Consider the following 16,469-nt stretch of genomic DNA (forward strand, 5'->3'; position numbering starts at 1 on the left):
AGACAGAATAAAGGTGAAATGATGAAAGTCGATTTATTTGATTTTGAACTGCCTGAACGCCTCATTGCCCAAGTGCCGCTGAAAGAGCGTGACGCATCGCGGCTGATGGTGCTTGACAAACAGACGGGCGGGCTGACAGACAGTTCATTTAAAGAAATTGTCAGCTTTTTTAAAGAAGGGGATTGTCTCGTCTTGAACAATACCCGTGTGCTCCCTGCCAGATTATTCGGCACAAAAGAAGATACGGGAGCGAAAGTGGAGCTCCTGTTGTTAAAACAGGAAGAGAATGACACATGGGAAACGCTTGTAAAGCCGGCGAAACGCGTAAAAAAAGGAACGGTCCTGACATTTGGGGACGGCCGGCTGACAGCGGTCTGCACGGAGGAACTTGATCACGGCGGCCGGAAAATAGAATTCCGGTATGACGGGATTTTTTACGAAGTGCTTGAATCGCTCGGTGAAATGCCGCTTCCTCCTTACATTAAAGAGCAGCTTGATGATAAAGAACGGTATCAGACCGTCTTTTCAAAAGAAATCGGGTCCGCCGCAGCCCCGACTGCCGGACTTCATTTTACGGAAGAGATTCTGGACGAGCTGAAGCAAAAGGGTGTGCGGATTGAATTTATCACCCTGCACGTGGGACTCGGCACATTCCGCCCAGTCAGTGCGGATGATGTGGAAGAGCATAACATGCACGCGGAATTTTATGAAATGACGGAAGAAACCGCCGCCTCTTTAAACGAGGTCAGAAAGTCGGGAGGGCGCATCGTGTCGGTCGGGACGACATCAACGCGCACCCTTGAAACCATTGCCGGCGAGCATGACGGCGTATTTACCGCTTCAAGCGGCTGGACGTCGATCTTCATTTATCCGGGATATGAATTTAAAGCGATTGACGGCATGATCACCAATTTTCACCTGCCGAAATCTTCGCTTATCATGCTTGTTTCTGCGCTTGCCGGCAGAGAGCATGTTCTTTCCGCCTACCGTCATGCGGTAGAAGAGGAATATCGTTTCTTCAGCTTTGGCGACGCCATGCTGATTATCTAATTTGAATGACAGGAGGCCTCATACAAAGTGGCTGAACAACCGATACGTTATGAATTTATAAAGGAATGCAAACAAACGGGAGCGCGCCTGGGCAGAGTTCATACGCCCCACGGCTCCTTTGAGACGCCTGTATTTATGCCGGTCGGCACGCTTGCTACCGTAAAGACGATGTCTCCGGACGAGCTGAAATCTATGGATGCGGGTATTATTTTAAGCAATACGTACCATTTATGGCTCCGCCCCGGACATGACATTGTAAAAGAAGCTGGCGGGCTTCATCAGTTTATGAACTGGGACCGCGCGATTTTAACGGATTCCGGCGGTTTTCAGGTCTTTTCATTGAGCAAGTTTCGTAATATAGAAGAAGAAGGCGTACATTTCCGCAATCACTTAAACGGAGACAAGCTGTTTTTATCTCCGGAAAAAGCGATGGAAATTCAAAACGCCCTCGGTTCTGATATCATGATGGCGTTTGATGAATGTCCTCCGTATCCGGCAGAGTATGATTACATGAAACGCTCTGTGGAACGGACCAGCCGCTGGGCGGAACGCTGCCTGGAGGCGCACGGGCGCTCTGATGAGCAGGGGCTGTTCGGAATCGTACAGGGCGGAGAGTATGAAGACTTGCGGACACAAAGTGCCAAAGACCTGGTTTCACTTGATTTTCCGGGTTATGCCATAGGCGGATTATCTGTCGGCGAGCCGAAGCACGTCATGAACAGAGTGCTTGAGTTTACAACTCCGCTTTTACCGAAGGACAAGCCGAGATATTTAATGGGTGTGGGTTCACCGGATGCCTTAATTGACGGCGCCATCCGCGGCGTGGATATGTTTGACTGCGTGCTGCCGACCCGGATCGCCCGAAACGGTACGGTGTTTACGAATGAAGGACGTCTGAACATGAAAAACGCCAAATATGAGCGCGATTTCCGACCGATTGACGAAGAGTGCAGCTGTCATACATGCAAAAATTACTCCCGCGCTTACATCAGACATTTGATCCGCTGCAATGAAACGTTTGGAATTCGATTAACAACTTACCATAACCTTCATTTTCTGTTACACTTAATGGAGCAGGTCAGACAAGCTATCCGGGAGGATCGTCTTGGTGATTTCCGAGAAGAGTTCTTTGAGCGTTACGGCTATAATAAGCCAAATGCGAAAAGCTTCTAAATAAAACCATTTTTGAAAGGAGGGAAACAGATGGGTACTTTAGGCACAATCGTTCCTATTATTTTGATGTTTGCAGTGCTTTATTTCCTGCTCATCCGTCCGCAGCAAAAGCAGCAGAAGGCCGTACGCCAGATGCAGGAAGAGCTGAAAAAAGGAGATTCAGTGGTGACAATCGGAGGATTGCACGGCACTGTTGAATCAATTGATGAAAGCAAGGTCGTCATTAAAACAGGTGATAACACCCGTTTAACATTTGACCGCCGCGCAATCAGAGAAGCTTCTGCTGAATAACAGCGAAGCTCATACATACTAAAAAAGAGCGGATTCTCCGCTCTTTTTTTATTACGCTGATCTGCTTCCCTTCAAATTCACTCCGAAAATCCCGCCCAGCATACTGACTCCCAAAAAGCCGAGATGAAACAAAAGCTGACCGGATGTAAATGATTTTCCGAACCCTAAATATTGAAAAAGCAAGATGATTAATGAGAAACAAACGGCGGTTAACGCTCCGATCATCCAGCCTTTTTCTTTTGCTTTGCCGCCGGAAATAAAACCGCCGGCAAATAAAGAAAGAAAAGAAAGCGCGGTGACCAGCCAGCTGAAAGATGACTCTTCCATTGACGTAACCGTCAGCAGCAGTGAAATCGCCAGACTCGTAAGAAGCATCACTGCAAAGATAGCCACTAAGCCGTACAAGACGCCTTTACCCACTTGTTTCGTTTCTTCCATTTTGATCTCCTCTCCGCCCTGCGGCCTGACATATGACAAGCCGGAGCCCGTCTTTTTCTAAATGTATTCTCTGAATGTTCGGATTAGACGTAAAAGCATCATGTTCAGTTCATTTCTTACATAAAACAGAGCGGATCGCAAATGCTATGACCGTTGGAGGTGCGATATGGGAGATATTTTCATTATTACGTTTCGTACGATAGTGCTTTATTTTATCATTCTTGTGATTTTCAGACTGATGGGAAAACGGGAAATCGGAGAACTGAGCATTTTAGACCTTGTCGTTTCCATTATGATTGCCGAGATTGCCGTATTGGCAATTGAAAATGTAGAAGATAAGCTTTTGCATACCATTGTGCCGATTGTCATTTTAATGATTATTCAAGTAAGCCTTGCTTTTGTCTCGCTCAAAAGCCAAAAAATACGGCAGCTGCTTGACGGAAAACCCACCATTATTATAAAACAGGGGAAAATTGACGAACGGGCGATGAGATCGCAACGCTACAATTTTGACGATCTTCTTATGCAGCTGAGGGAAAATAACGTCGAAAGGATTTCTGACGTATCATATGCCATTCTGGAGTCTTCGGGCAAACTGTCAATCGTCAAAAAGAAAAACAATAAGGAGAAGCAGATGGAAACATCGCTTATCGTTGACGGGGTCATTCAGAACGAGCATCTGGACAGAATCGGGAAAGATAAACACTGGCTGGAAAAAAACTTAGCGAAAAGAGGATATCAGGATCTTTCGGAAATATCATTCTGCACGTTTACGGACGGCGCTTTTTTTATTGATCTTAAAGATGAAAAAGGAGAGCCTTAACCGGTTTCACCGCGTCACAAACCGTCCGATGACCGGAATCCGGATCAGCTCCTCCCTTTTAATCAGCCTGAATAACAGCAGAAGCACAATATATAGTATGACGGTCATGGCAATCCAGCCTGTAAGATTAACGGCCTCTGACCCTGAAAAATGAACGGCGCGCTTTATGAATCGGCTCACATAACCGCAGATGAATATGACTGCAAAACAGAGCGCGTATTCTTTTATTTTAATGCTGATCGGAAGCACTTTGCTTACAGTGGCCGCATGGAGAAGGGTGACGAGCACCATTCCTGTCACAATCGCCAATGCGGCGCCCATAATGCCCAGAGAAGGCCTGGTCGCCAGCACAAAAATAAGGCCTGTTTTAACAGCGGCGCCGATAAAACTGTTCATCATGGCGGCTCCGGCTAAATTGAGCGCCTGCAGCACCGCTTGAAGGGGCCCCTGAAAATAATAGAGCAGAAAAAACGGCGCCATGACTTTAATAAAAACGGCCGCATTAGTCGATCCGTACATGACGGACATCAGCTCATCAGCGAAAGAGAATAAAATAACCACCGAAATACCCCCGCTTAAAAGACAGAGCCTCATCGCCTGTTCCAGACGGTATTCGACAACCTGCAGCTTTTTTTGCTCCATTCCTTCACTGATCGCAGGAACAAGGGCCGTTGACAGAGAATAGGTTATAAAGCTGGGCAGCGTCAAAACCGTCATGGCAAATCCGGTCAGCTCCCCGTACTGGCTGGTGGCAGCAGCGGTGGCGACTCCTGCAATTGCAAGGCTCTGCGCGACGACAATAGGCTCAAAAAACCAAGACAAGTTTCCGATGAATCGGCTTCCGGTTGTCGGGAGCGATACGCTCATCAGCTGACGGAAGGTCTCTTTTCCATTTGCAATCGATTTGAAAAATTGTTTTCTGATTCTGATTGTTTTTTTAGCTTTGAAACAAATGAATAAATAAATAAGAGAGGCGAGCTCTCCGATGACAGACGAAATCATGGCTCCGGCTGCGGCATATTCAATCCCGTACGGCAGAAACACTGTCGTGCAGACCGCTACAAGTGAAATCCGCACAATCTGCTCAAGCACTTGGGAAAATGCCAGCGGGTTCATATTCTGCCTGCCCTGAAAATAACCGCGCAGCACGCTGGAGATTGCGATAATAGGCACGACGGGCGTAATCGCCAGAAGCGGGTAAACCGTGCGTTGATCAGTCAGCATCGTTTCCGCCATAATCGGCGCAAAGCATAAAAACAGCGGCGTGAAGATGAGACTTAATATCCCGGTGATGGTAAGCGACATCACTAAAATGTGTTTCATTTTCTGCCGGTCCCCCCGGGCGCTTGCTTCAGCGACAAGCTTGCTGATGGCAACAGGGAGGCCGAATTGGGTCAAAGTGGTGGCCAAGAAAAATGTCGGGGCAGCCATCATGTACAATCCGACCCCTTCTTCACCGATAAACCGGGCGATGACCACCCGATTGACAAAGCCGAGCATTCTTGTAATCATCCCGGCTGCGATGAGAATAAGAGTGCCCCTTAAAAAAGTCTGTTTTGCCATTTTATAACCCCTGCCTTCTCAAACTACCTGGAATCATATACAATAAAGATATGCGCCGATGTCGTCCGAGCATGACAAGTCTTCGAGAAAAAGGGAAAAAGGAGCGAGCGCCTATGGAGAAGCATCCCGCCGAAATGTATAAGGATCATTTGCGGCCTTTTTTGTACAGTAAACTTGAAGAGTTCAAAATTCTTGGATACGATGATGTTGAACACGAGAGTTTATGGTCATACCTAATACATAAAAAGTGGAAACAGAAAAAGGAAATGCCGCTGTATGAATTGGCCGGCGATATTTTATCAGTTAAAATTGGCGATTTTATGAACTATGCAACCGTTGAAGCTTTTAAGTCGTCTAATTGGCTGGAAAGCGATGAAGGTCAGGAAGCTTTGGATGAACTGCTGAGATAATGATTTGACGGCATAGGTTTAAGGAGGAAATACATAATGAAAAAAGGACGCTTGATTGCGTTTTTCCTGATCGTATTATTAATCGGCACAGGGCTGGGGTATTTTACAAAACCGGCTGCCAATAATATTACGTTAGGATTGGATTTACGCGGCGGGTTTGAAGTACTGTACGACGTGCAGCCCGTCAAAAAAGGCGATAAAATCACAAAAGACGTGCTCGTCAGCACGGTGCAGGCGCTGAACCGCCGGGCTAACGTTCTCGGCGTAAGCGAACCGAACATTCAGATTGAAGGGAACAACCGCATCCGCGTACAGCTGGCGGGCGTCACGAATCAGAACAGGGCGCGCGAAATTCTCTCAACGGAAGCGCAGCTCTCATTCAGGGACACGAATGATAAAGAGCTTTTAAACGGCTCTGACCTCGTGGAAAACGGCGCGAAGCAAACTTTTGATCCGACAACGAACGAACCGATTGTCAGCGTGAAACTGAAGGATGCGGACAAGTTCGGAGAAGTGACGAAAAGGGTCAAGAAAATGGCGCCTAATAATCAGCTCGTCATCTGGCTCGATTATCAAAAAGGCGATTCATTTAAAAAAGAAGTCGGCAAAAAACATCCGAAATATGTATCCGCTCCGAATGTGAGTCAGGAATTAAATACAAAGGATGTCACGATTGAAGGCCAGTTCACCGTTCAAAAAGCAAAGGACTTGGCCAATATTTTAAACGCGGGCGCACTGCCTGTGAAACTGACCGAAAAATACTCTACTTCAGTAGGGGCGCAATTCGGACAGCAGGCTTTACATGATACGGTCGAGGCCGGCATCATCGGGATTGCAATTGTTTTCTTATTTATGCTGCTTTATTACAGACTGCCGGGACTAATAGCGGTCATTACGCTTTCTGTATACGTGTATATTACGCTGCAAGTGTTTGACTGGATGCAGGCTGTGCTGACTTTGCCGGGTATCGCGGCGCTCATTTTGGGTGTCGGGATGGCGGTTGACGCCAACATTATCACCTATGAACGGATAAAAGAAGAGCTGAAACTCGGCAAATCCGTCCGCTCGGCTTTCCGTTCAGGGAACAGACGGTCATTTGCGACGATTTTCGATGCGAATATCACAACGATCATCGCAGCGGTCGTGCTCTTTATTTTCGGGACAAGCTCTGTAAAAGGGTTTGCGACGATGCTGATCTTGTCAATACTGACAAGCTTTATTACAGCTGTCTTCCTTTCAAGATTCCTGCTCGCCCTTCTTGTGGAAAGCAGATGGCTTGACCGGAAAAAAGGCTGGTTCGGCGTCAAGAAAAAACACATTATGGATATTCAGAAGACCGACGAAAATACTGAACCGCATACGGCATTCCAGAAATGGGATTTCACGAGCAAACGAAAATACTTCTTTATTTTCTCAAGCGTTGTAACCGTTGCGGGAATTATCATCTTGCTGATCTTTAAGCTCAACCTGGGAATCGATTTTGCAAGCGGCGCGCGGATTGACGTGCAGAGCAATCATGCCTTGACGGCACAGCAGGTTGAAAAAGACTTTGACTCTCTCGGCATGGATCCGGAAAACATCGTGCTCTCGGGTAAAGAGAACCATGTTGCCGCAGCCCGGTTTGTCGGAGAGCCATCTAAAGAAAAGATCGCTGAAATCAAAACGTACTTTAAGGATAAATACGGAGCTGAACCGAATGTCAGCACGGTATCGCCGACAGTCGGAAAAGAGCTGGCCCGTAATGCCTTATATGCCGTGGCAATTGCATCAATCGGCATCATTATTTACGTATCAATACGTTTTGAGTATAGAATGGCTGTCGCCGCAATTGTATCCCTGCTGTATGACGCTTTCTTTATCATCGCGTTTTTCAGCATTACAAGGCTGGAGGTCGACGTCACCTTTATCGCCGCTATTCTCACCATAATCGGTTACTCGATAAATGATACGATCGTTACATTTGACCGGATACGCGAGCAGATGAAAAAACGCAAGCCGAAGTCATTTGCCGATCTGGAACACATCGTGAATCTGAGTTTGCAGCAAACCTTTACACGCTCGATTAATACGGTCTTGACCGTTGTGATTGTAGTCGTCGTGCTGCTTATTTTAGGCTCATCGTCAATTACGAACTTCTCAGTCGCCTTATTGGTCGGTTTATTGACGGGTGTTTATTCTTCTCTTTACATCGCTTCACAGCTGTGGCTTGTATGGAAAGGAAAAGAATTTAAAGGGAAAAAATCAATCGAAGAGTAAAATGGGGAACAGGCTGTCTTGCAGAAGGCAGCCTGTTTTTTTAGGCTGCGTTGAACTTAAAACCTGCATTTGCTATAATGACATACGCTTACATAATCAATCATCATTGTAAAAACATGTAGGAGGGTTCTTATGAATGTTCGTGAGTCGGAACTTCCGGGCATCGGCCAGAAAGTCGAAATCATTACGAAAAATCATGATAAAATCAGTATTATTCTCCATGATGACGGCAGAAGAGAGCTCTATTACTTCGATGAGAAAGACCATGACGAATGCTTGGCATCCGTTGAATTTAACGATGAAGAGGCGAGGCAGATTTCCGCTATTTTAGGCGGGATGACGTATAAGCCGAAAGCGCTGGAATCTGTGGAAGTTGCACTTGATGATCTCGTTATTGAGTGGTTTAAAGCCGAATCCCGCGCACCGGCTGTCAGCCGCACAATCGGAGATTTGGATATCAAGAAGCATTACAACGTCCAGATTATTGCGATCGTTAAGAAAAACCGGCAAAAACAGCTGAGTCCCGGCATTGATACTGTAATTGAAGAAGGGGACACCCTCGTCTTATCCGGGGAAAGAAGCGGATTGAAAAGGCTGGTCCGTGAGCAGTTAACGGCCCGGATTTCCTGAGACCGGGGTTTAATCCCTGGAAAATGAGGGAAAAGATAAGAATTAATAATTGGGGGCTGACGTATGAATAAACAATGGACTATTATATTCGCTTTACTATTTACTCTGATTGTCGCCATTTTTGCTGTCATTAACGTGCGGGCGGTTGAGGTTGATTATCTGTTCGGCACCGCTGAATGGCCGCTGATTTTAGTCATTTTAGGCTCTGTGTTAATGGGAGCGCTGATCGTATTTTCAGCCGGTATATTTCAAGTGATGAAGCTGAAGCGGGAAATTAAAATGCTGCGGAAAGAAAACAGATCCGCTGCTGAATTGCCGGCTGATCCGGACGGCAGAAAACCGGCCGCACCGCCGGAAGAAATACTGGAAGAGAAAAAAGGATCAGAATAACATTTGAAACCCCTCAGTCCGCTCTAGTATAATAGGGTGGTTGAGGGGTGAATTTATGTTAGCGTCAAAAATGCGCTGGGAAATCCAGCAGCCGGATCAGGAAAAGGTCAAATCACTCACAGAACAATTGGACATAACACCTCTTGTGGCATCGCTGCTTGTAAAAAGAGGTTTTGATACTGCCGAAAGCGCAAGGCATTTTTTACATACAAAGGATGCAGACTTTTATGACCCGTATGAATTAAAAGGAATGCGGGAAGCAGTTGATCGGATAAAGCTGGCGGTTTCTCAAGGGGAACCGATTATGATTTACGGAGATTACGATGCAGACGGCGTTACAAGCACATCAGTGATGCTGACGGCACTCAGACAGCTGTCAGCAAACGTTGACTTTTATATTCCCGACCGTTTCACAGAAGGCTACGGCCCGAATGAACAAGCTTTCCGCTCCATAAAAGAGCGGGGTTTTTCGCTTATCATTACAGTGGATACGGGCATCGCCGCCGTTCATGAAGCTGAAGTCGCAAAAGAGCTGGGCCTAGACGTCATTATTACCGACCACCATGAGCCGGGACCCGAGCTTCCTGACGTATTTGCGATCATCCACCCGAAGCAGCCGGGCTGCAGCTATCCGTTTAAAGAATTGGCCGGCGTCGGTGTGGCGTTTAAGCTTGCCCACGCGCTTACGGGTTCTTTGCCGAAAGCTATGCTGGACTTAGCGGCAATCGGTACGGTTGCGGATCTGGTGCCGCTGCACGATGAAAACAGATTAATTGCGTCACTTGGGATCGAAAAGCTTCGGACGACAAATCGGCCGGGTCTCAAAGCTCTGATTAAGCTTTCCGGCGGGGATATCGGACAAGCTGATGAGGAAACGATCGGGTTTCAGGTTGCACCGAGGCTGAATGCCGTCGGAAGAATAGAACAAGCTGATCCCGCCGTGCACCTGCTGATGACCGAAGACCAGTTTGAAGCGGAGGAATTGGCTTCGGATATTGACCGGCTGAATAAGGAACGCCAGAAAATGGTGAAAACCATGACCGAAGAGGCTGTTGAAATGGTTCAGCAGCAAGACGGAAACCCGTCTGCCATTGTAGTGGCAAAAGCCGGCTGGAACCCGGGGGTTGTCGGGATTGTCGCATCGAAGCTCGCTGAACGTTTTTATCGCCCCGCTGTCGTGCTGGGGATAGATGAGGAGCAGGGAATCGCCAAAGGATCGGCGCGAAGCATCAGGGGTTTCAACCTTTTTACGAGCCTTTCACAGTGCAGAGACATTCTTCCTCATTTCGGCGGGCATCCGATGGCCGCAGGAATGACTTTAAAGGCTGAAGATGTGCCGGATTTAAGAGACAGGCTGAATCAATTGGCTGAAGAAACCCTTACGGAAGAGGATTTTATCCCGATTCAGGAGGTTGATCTTGTCTGCGGCGTCGAAGACATAACCGTTGAAAGCATTACAGAATTGAATATGCTCTCGCCGTTCGGCATGCTTAACCCTAAACCGCATGTCATGGTGGAAAACGCCGTGCTTGATGAAGTGCGCCTGATCGGAGCGAATAAAAATCACGTGAAAATGACGGTGAAAAATGATGCCGCCGTTCTCGACTGCGTCGGCTTTAACAAAGGAGAGCTGGAAGCCGGAATTGTCCCCGGATCAGCGATTTCCATTGTCGGCGAAATGTCCATTAATGAATGGAACAACAGAAAGAAACCCCAGCTGATGATTAAAGACGCTGCGGTGCTGGAATGGCAGCTTTTTGATATCAGAGGCAAGCGGACGTGGGAAGATACGGTTGCTGCGCTGCCGAAGGAAAAACGGGTGCTCATCAGTTTTAACGAAAAAACTGCCCGAAAACTTCGTGGCGAAGAGCTGCCGGACGAGCTGGTTCAGATCACGTCGGAATCCGAGGCGGAGGATCTTCCGCTTGACGGAAAGTATGCCGTCTTTCTGGATGTGCCGCCGTCAGAGGAGCGGCTCAAGCGTTTGCTTGACGGGAAGAAGCCGGAACGGATTTATTTTGTTTTTATCAATCATGAAGAACATTTTCTGTCCTCATTTCCATCGCGGAGTGATTTCAAGTGGTTTTACGCATTTCTCTTGAAAAGGGGCAATTTTGACTTAAGTAAGCATGGTTCGGAGCTTGCGAGACACAAAGGATGGTCAATTGACACAATCAATTTCATGACAAAGGTGTTTTTTGATCTCGGTTTTGTTAAAATAGAAGATGGTGTGCTGTCTGTCGTGAGCGGCGCGAAAAAACGCGACCTTGCAGATTCGCAAACCTACCAGGTAAAACAGCAGCTGATGGAATTAGACCAGAAGCTCAATTATTCCGCGGCTCATGAGCTGAAGGAATGGCTGAATAAGCTGATGAACCAAGGTTCAGAGGCTTATGAAAGTACGAGGAGGACATAGAACAGATGGATCTTAAAAAATATGTAACAATTGTGCCCGATTACCCGAAAGAAGGGGTACAATTTAAAGATATTACGACATTGATGGACAAAGGCGACGTATACCGTTACGCCACTGACCAAATTGTTGAATATGCAAAAGAAAAAGAAATTGACTTAGTTGTCGGGCCTGAAGCGCGCGGCTTTATTATCGGCTGTCCGGTTGCATACGCTCTCGGAGTCGGTTTTGCGCCGGTTCGGAAAGAAGGAAAACTTCCGCGTGAAGTCATTAAAGTCGATTACGGTTTGGAGTACGGAAAAGACGTACTGACGATTCATAAAGATGCGATCCTGCCGGGACAGCGCGTGCTGATTACTGATGACTTGCTTGCAACAGGCGGCACGATCGAAGCAACGATTAAGCTTGTCGAAGAACTGGGCGGCGTCGTAGCCGGTATTGCGTTTTTAATCGAGCTTTCTTACCTTGACGGCAGAGACAAGCTTGACGATTACGATATTTTAACATTAATGAAATATTAACCGCATATGGAAAAAAGCACTCGAGTCAGGGTGCTTTTTTCCTATTATTTCATCATCCTGACAGATTCTTTAGGTGTTTTGAACTTCTGCCCTTTACATCTCTCGTTTTTTTCTTGATAATAAACTAATACAGTTTACATTTAAAAAAGGTGATTCCATGGCGAACGAACAAGTATTGACTGCCGAGCAAGTAATAGATAAAGCGCGCACGTATCTGCCGGAGGAGCAGATTGCGTTTGTTGAGAAAGCTTACCTGTATGCGCAAGACGCGCATCGCGAACAGTACCGCAAATCAGGTGAGCCGTACATCATTCATCCGATTCAGGTGGCGGGAATCCTCGTCGATCTGGAAATGGACCCTTCCACGATTGCGGGCGGTTTTCTGCATGATGTGGTGGAAGACACGGATGTCACCCTCGATGACCTGAAGGAAGCATTCTCTGAAGAAGTGGCGATGCTTGTCGACGGTGTAACGAAGCTCGGTAAAATTAAGTATAAATCTCAAGAAGAGCAGCAGGCGGAAAACCACCGAAAAATGTTTGTCGCTATGGCTCAGGATATCAGAGTCATATTGATCAAGCTGGCGGATCGCCTTCATAATATGCGGACGTTAAAGCATCTTCCGCAGGAAAAGCAGCGGAGAATTTCAAATGAGACGCTGGAAATTTTCGCTCCGCTGGCACATCGGCTCGGGATTTCGAAAATTAAATGGGAGCTTGAAGATACCGCTCTCCGTTATTTGAATCCTCAGCAATACTACAGAATCGTCAACCTCATGAAGAAAAAGCGCGCGGAACGCGAACTTTATGTCGAAGAGGTTGTCAATGAAGTCAAAAAACGCGTCGAAGAAGTGAATATCAAAGCGGACTTTTCAGGCCGTCCGAAGCATATCTACAGTATTTACCGCAAGATGGCGCTGCAAAATAAACAGTTCAATGAAATATATGATCTGCTCGCCGTCCGTATTCTTGTCGGAAGCATTAAAGACTGCTACGCCGTACTCGGCATTATTCATACGTGCTGGAAGCCGATGCCGGGCAGATTCAAGGATTATATTGCGATGCCTAAGCCGAATATGTATCAGTCCCTGCATACGACCGTAATCGGGCCTAAGGGTGATCCGCTGGAAGTGCAGATCAGAACATTTGAGATGCATGAGATCGCTGAATACGGGGTAGCCGCGCACTGGGCATATAAAGAAGGCAAGGCTGCAAACGAAGAAGCGACATTTGAGAAAAAACTGTCCTGGTTCCGCGAAATTCTGGAATTCCAAAACGAGTCTACCGACGCGGAAGAATTTATGGAATCGCTGAAAATCGATCTGTTTTCTGACATGGTATACGTATTTACGCCAAAAGGCGATGTCATTGAACTGCCGTCAGGCTCTGTGCCGATTGATTTTTCCTACAGGATTCACTCGGAAATCGGCAATAAAACAATCGGAGCGAAAGTGAACGGGAAAATGGTGACGCTTGACCATAAGCTCCGGACGGGCGACATCGTTGAAATCCTGACGTCCAAGCATTCGTACGGACCGAGCCAAGACTGGGTCAAACTCGCTCAGACGTCGCAGGCCAAACACAAAATCCGCCAGTTCTTTAAGAAACAGCGCCGTGAAGAAAACGTCGAAAAAGGCCGTGAACTTGTCGAGAAAGAAATTAAAAATCTTGATTTTGAAGTGAAGGATGTTTTAACGCTCGAAAACCTTCAAAAGGTTGCCGACAAGTTTAATTTCTCAAATGAAGAGGATATGTACGCGGCTGTCGGGTATAACGGCATTACCGCTTTGCAGGTGGCCAACAGGCTCACTGAAAAAGAACGGAAGCAGCGTGATCAGGAAGAGCAGGAAAAAATCGTTCAGGAAGTCGCTTCCGAGCCGAAACAGTATCCGCAAGGAAGAAAACGGGAAGCGGGTGTGCGCGTGAAAGGCATCGACAACCTTCTCGTCCGTTTGTCGAAATGCTGCAATCCCGTGCCCGGAGACCATATTGTCGGTTTTATTACAAAAGGCCGCGGTGTATCCGTTCACCGTGATGACTGTCCGAATGTAAAAACGAATGAAGCGCAGGAACGTCTGATCCCTGTTGAATGGGAACATGAATCACAGGTTCAAAGACGCAAAGAATATAACGTTGAGATTGAGATTTTGGGGTATGACCGTCTCGGGCTGTTAAATGAAGTACTCCAGGCCGTAAATGAAACGAAAACCAACATTTCGTCTGTATCCGGCAAATCCGACCGCAATAAAGTCGCTACGATTCATATGGCGATTTTTATTCAAAACATCAATCATCTGCATAAAGTGGTCGAGCGGATTAAGCAGATCAGAGACATCTATTCAGTCCGACGGGTTATGAACTAAAAGGAGCTTGCTATGAAATTAGTTGTTCAGCGTGTAACAGAAGCGAGTGTGACGGTTGACGGCGCTGTCGCCGGCCGGATCGGACCCGGTATTATGGCGCTTGTCGGCGTCACTCATGAAGATACAGAGGAAGATGCCGCTTACTTGGCGGATAAAATCGTGAATCTCCGGATTTTTGAGGACGAAAGCGGCAAGATGAATTTATCGCTTTTAGATACGGGCGGAGAGATTTTATCAGTTTCCCAGTTTACGCTTTACGGCGAAACAAAGAAAGGGAGACGCCCGAATTTTATGAATGCGGCCAAACCGGATCAGGCTCTGCTCCTTTATGAAAAGTGGAACGAACTTCTTCGGGAAAAAGGAGTCAAAGTTGAAACGGGAATATTCGGGGCCATGATGGATGTTCAGCTGACGAATTCCGGGCCCGTTACATTGATTATGGATTCTAAACAATAAAAAAAGCTGCCGTTCGGCAGCTTTTTTTATGATTGAAAATAATGTTCCAATCCGCTTTCAATTCCGTCTGTCACTTTTTCCTGGTAAGAGCCGCTATGTATGATTGTTTCTTCTTGCGGTTGACTGAGATAGCCGAGCTCATACAGCAGGGCAGGCCGTTTATTTTCCCTCAGGACGTAATAATCTCCAAACAGAACGCCGCGATCAGGAATAGGTGAACGCTTCGCTACTTCAGAATGGACGTCTGAGGCAAGCTGACGGTCCTTAGACGGACTGTAATAATAAGCCGTGCTTCCTCTTGTTGACGTATCGGCATAGCTGTCATAGTGGATGCTGATAAAGGCATCCGCATTCCGGTAATGGGACGTTGAAACCCTGGCCTGCAGGCTGATAAATGTATCATCCTGCCTTGTGATATACACGTTTGCCCCGGCGGCTCTCAATTTTCCGGCTAACAGCTTAGCTGTTTTAATCGTTACGTTTTTTTCAAACTTTCCGGAGTAGCCGATCGTTCCGCTGTCTTTTCCTCCGTGTCCGGGATCAACGACGATCGTTTTGTTTTTGAGCGATCCGCTGCCGCCTGACGTGTTGGGAGAAGGTGCTTCTCCTGTTTCTTCACCGCTTTTTGACGTTTGCACGACCCAGTTTGCCACATATGCCGTTTGTCCGTTTTCCAGCCGGACTTCATACCACTTGCCGCTTGAACCGACAATCGGATAGGCTGCGCCTTTATCCGCTCTTTTTACGATAGAAGCGGAAGTCGAGGCTGAGCTCCTTAGGTTGGTGCCGCCGTAAACGATATACGCTTTTTTCGAGGAGCCTGAGCCCTCAGAGCCGTCTCCCGATTCGGACGGGGTGTCCGATGAGTCGGAATCCTTTATGATGTAGTGGCTTGCTGCCCAGCCTTTTTGCCCGTTTGCTTCAATTTTCAGCCAGCCGTGGTCTTCGCTTAAGATGGAAACCTTTGCTCCGCGTGATAATTTAGTGATAATCGCTGAATCATGTGACGCTGCACTTCTGACATTCAATGAAGAAACGCCTACCGTCCCGTTCTTTGAACCGTTTTGGGATGAAGTTGCTTTCGTATCCGATCCGCCGCTGTCTGCGGTGACGTATTCGGAAGAAACCCACCCGCTTGTGCCTTGATAAGAAATATTCACCCAGCCGCTGTTCTTGTCCAGCACAGAAGCATGTGCGCCTTGCGGAAGTTTGCCGATGACTTCATATGATGTCCCCGGGCCTTTTCTGATGCGGAGATCAGGGTCGTTGGAAGTGACCGTTCCGCTTGTGGCGGATGAATGGTCTGCTCCTCCGGCTGTTTTTGATATCAGCCAGGAAACGACCCATCCGGTCTTACCGGGACTCAGCTGGAGCTGTACCCAGTCTCCCTCTTCTTTTGTGATCGGGTATCTTTCCCCTTTTTTCACTTCAGCCTTTATTCCATAGCTCAGGCCGGGACCGCCTCTGACATTGATCTTGTCTGTCGCGATAACCGCTTCTCCCTCAGCGGCGATTGCGGTATGAAATGACGGAAGAAGTGCCGTGATGATGACGCCGCATAAAATAAGAGCAAGAGTTTTCTTATTCATGGCTGTCCTCCTTTCTGAACTAACTAAAATACATTCTTGTATAATATCGTATTTTCCTTGTTGAATGTTAAATAAAAATAAAATGGTTTGTTTATACTAGTTGT

The 16,469-nt window shown here is 47.1% G+C and carries 15 protein-coding genes; 12 read left to right on the plus strand and 3 right to left on the minus strand.

Translation table 11 applies throughout. From position 1 onward, the window contains the following. Window positions 1-21: 21 nt before the first annotated feature. The 3 genes from queA to yajC are packed head-to-tail and all read left to right on the plus strand — an operon-like array spanning window position 22 to window position 2,514. Window positions 22-1,050 carry a tRNA preQ1(34) S-adenosylmethionine ribosyltransferase-isomerase QueA gene (gene queA / locus Y79_RS0117265; RefSeq protein ID WP_016938803.1) on the plus strand — a complete coding sequence of 343 codons (1,029 nt, stop codon included), beginning with the start codon at window positions 22-24 and terminating at the stop codon, window positions 1,048-1,050. A 27-nt stretch (window positions 1,051-1,077) separates the two neighbouring features. Next, window positions 1,078-2,223 (plus strand): tRNA guanosine(34) transglycosylase Tgt, encoded by a 1,146-nt coding sequence (gene tgt, locus Y79_RS0117270; protein ID WP_016938804.1) that lies wholly within the window; start codon window positions 1,078-1,080, stop codon window positions 2,221-2,223. Window positions 2,224-2,253: 30 nt separating this feature from the next. Further along, window positions 2,254-2,514, plus strand: a complete 261-nt coding sequence (yajC, locus tag Y79_RS0117275) for a preprotein translocase subunit YajC (RefSeq protein WP_012118091.1) — start codon at window positions 2,254-2,256, stop codon at window positions 2,512-2,514. Window positions 2,515-2,565: 51 nt separating this feature from the next. Here the strand turns inward: yajC and Y79_RS0117280 are convergent, their stop codons facing one another. After that, complete coding sequence (locus tag Y79_RS0117280; RefSeq protein WP_016938805.1) at window positions 2,566-2,952, minus strand: TIGR04086 family membrane protein; 387 nt, start codon at window positions 2,950-2,952, stop codon at window positions 2,566-2,568. A 166-nt stretch (window positions 2,953-3,118) separates the two neighbouring features. On the opposite strand from Y79_RS0117280, the gene Y79_RS0117285 reads away from it, so the two are divergent. Then, window positions 3,119-3,775 (plus strand): DUF421 domain-containing protein, encoded by a 657-nt coding sequence (locus Y79_RS0117285; RefSeq protein WP_016938806.1) that lies wholly within the window; start codon window positions 3,119-3,121, stop codon window positions 3,773-3,775. Window positions 3,776-3,781: 6 nt separating this feature from the next. On the opposite strand, the gene spoVB is transcribed toward Y79_RS0117285, so the two are convergent. Next, window positions 3,782-5,338 (minus strand): stage V sporulation protein B, encoded by a 1,557-nt coding sequence (spoVB, locus tag Y79_RS0117290; protein WP_016938807.1) that lies wholly within the window; start codon window positions 5,336-5,338, stop codon window positions 3,782-3,784. Between the two features lie 113 nt (window positions 5,339-5,451). Between spoVB and Y79_RS0117295 the strand changes: the two genes are divergently transcribed. The 8 genes from Y79_RS0117295 (at window position 5,452) to dtd (ending at window position 14,776) form a co-directional block, all read left to right on the plus strand. Continuing rightward, window positions 5,452-5,748 carry a post-transcriptional regulator gene (locus Y79_RS0117295; protein WP_016938808.1) on the plus strand — a complete coding sequence of 99 codons (297 nt, stop codon included), beginning with the start codon at window positions 5,452-5,454 and terminating at the stop codon, window positions 5,746-5,748. A 36-nt stretch (window positions 5,749-5,784) separates the two neighbouring features. Beyond that, a complete protein-coding gene (secDF, locus tag Y79_RS0117300) occupies window positions 5,785-8,004 on the plus strand; it encodes a protein translocase subunit SecDF (protein WP_016938809.1) in 2,220 nt (739 codons plus the stop codon). Window positions 8,005-8,136: 132 nt separating this feature from the next. Continuing rightward, window positions 8,137-8,634 (plus strand): cation:proton antiporter regulatory subunit, encoded by a 498-nt coding sequence (locus Y79_RS0117305; protein ID WP_016938810.1) that lies wholly within the window; start codon window positions 8,137-8,139, stop codon window positions 8,632-8,634. Between the two features lie 63 nt (window positions 8,635-8,697). Beyond that, window positions 8,698-9,024: a LapA family protein gene (locus Y79_RS0117310; RefSeq protein WP_016938811.1), complete on the plus strand. Its 327-nt coding sequence runs from the start codon at window positions 8,698-8,700 to the stop codon at window positions 9,022-9,024. A gap of 55 nt (window positions 9,025-9,079) precedes the next feature. Continuing rightward, window positions 9,080-11,440, plus strand: coding sequence for a single-stranded-DNA-specific exonuclease RecJ (gene recJ / locus Y79_RS0117315; protein ID WP_016938812.1), 2,361 nt, complete (start codon window positions 9,080-9,082; stop codon window positions 11,438-11,440). Between the two features lie 5 nt (window positions 11,441-11,445). Continuing rightward, complete coding sequence (locus tag Y79_RS0117320) at window positions 11,446-11,958, plus strand: adenine phosphoribosyltransferase (RefSeq protein WP_003152714.1); 513 nt, start codon at window positions 11,446-11,448, stop codon at window positions 11,956-11,958. 157 nt (window positions 11,959-12,115) lie between these two features. Further along, window positions 12,116-14,320, plus strand: a complete 2,205-nt coding sequence (gene relA, locus Y79_RS0117325) for a GTP diphosphokinase (RefSeq protein WP_016938813.1) — start codon at window positions 12,116-12,118, stop codon at window positions 14,318-14,320. Window positions 14,321-14,332: 12 nt separating this feature from the next. Further along, window positions 14,333-14,776: a D-aminoacyl-tRNA deacylase gene (gene dtd / locus Y79_RS0117330; protein ID WP_016938814.1), complete on the plus strand. Its 444-nt coding sequence runs from the start codon at window positions 14,333-14,335 to the stop codon at window positions 14,774-14,776. Between the two features lie 26 nt (window positions 14,777-14,802). Here the strand turns inward: dtd and Y79_RS0117335 are convergent, their stop codons facing one another. After that, window positions 14,803-16,365 (minus strand): N-acetylmuramoyl-L-alanine amidase family protein, encoded by a 1,563-nt coding sequence (locus tag Y79_RS0117335; RefSeq protein WP_016938815.1) that lies wholly within the window; start codon window positions 16,363-16,365, stop codon window positions 14,803-14,805. Window positions 16,366-16,469: the final 104 nt, after the last annotated feature.

It is taken from the genome of Bacillus siamensis KCTC 13613 (genome assembly GCF_000262045.1).
In the GTDB taxonomy this organism is placed as follows: Bacteria; Bacillota; Bacilli; order Bacillales; family Bacillaceae; genus Bacillus; species Bacillus siamensis.

What these genes read in the sequence shown, in the direction of transcription:
- queA (WP_016938803.1), top strand. Translation starts at nt 22, where the DNA reads ATGAAAGTCGATTTATTTGATTTTGAACTGCCTGAACGCCTCATTGCC.
- yajC (WP_012118091.1), top strand. Translation starts at nt 2,254, where the DNA reads ATGGGTACTTTAGGCACAATCGTTCCTATTATTTTGATGTTTGCAGTG.
- Y79_RS0117280 (WP_016938805.1), bottom strand. Translation starts at nt 2,952, where the DNA reads ATGGAAGAAACGAAACAAGTGGGTAAAGGCGTCTTGTACGGCTTAGTG.
- Y79_RS0117285 (WP_016938806.1), top strand. Translation starts at nt 3,119, where the DNA reads ATGGGAGATATTTTCATTATTACGTTTCGTACGATAGTGCTTTATTTT.
- spoVB (WP_016938807.1), bottom strand. Translation starts at nt 5,338, where the DNA reads ATGGCAAAACAGACTTTTTTAAGGGGCACTCTTATTCTCATCGCAGCC.
- Y79_RS0117295 (WP_016938808.1), top strand. Translation starts at nt 5,452, where the DNA reads ATGGAGAAGCATCCCGCCGAAATGTATAAGGATCATTTGCGGCCTTTT.
- secDF (WP_016938809.1), top strand. Translation starts at nt 5,785, where the DNA reads ATGAAAAAAGGACGCTTGATTGCGTTTTTCCTGATCGTATTATTAATC.
- Y79_RS0117305 (WP_016938810.1), top strand. Translation starts at nt 8,137, where the DNA reads ATGAATGTTCGTGAGTCGGAACTTCCGGGCATCGGCCAGAAAGTCGAA.
- Y79_RS0117310 (WP_016938811.1), top strand. Translation starts at nt 8,698, where the DNA reads ATGAATAAACAATGGACTATTATATTCGCTTTACTATTTACTCTGATT.
- recJ (WP_016938812.1), top strand. Translation starts at nt 9,080, where the DNA reads ATGTTAGCGTCAAAAATGCGCTGGGAAATCCAGCAGCCGGATCAGGAA.
- Y79_RS0117320 (WP_003152714.1), top strand. Translation starts at nt 11,446, where the DNA reads ATGGATCTTAAAAAATATGTAACAATTGTGCCCGATTACCCGAAAGAA.
- relA (WP_016938813.1), top strand. Translation starts at nt 12,116, where the DNA reads ATGGCGAACGAACAAGTATTGACTGCCGAGCAAGTAATAGATAAAGCG.
- dtd (WP_016938814.1), top strand. Translation starts at nt 14,333, where the DNA reads ATGAAATTAGTTGTTCAGCGTGTAACAGAAGCGAGTGTGACGGTTGAC.
- Y79_RS0117335 (WP_016938815.1), bottom strand. Translation starts at nt 16,365, where the DNA reads ATGAATAAGAAAACTCTTGCTCTTATTTTATGCGGCGTCATCATCACG.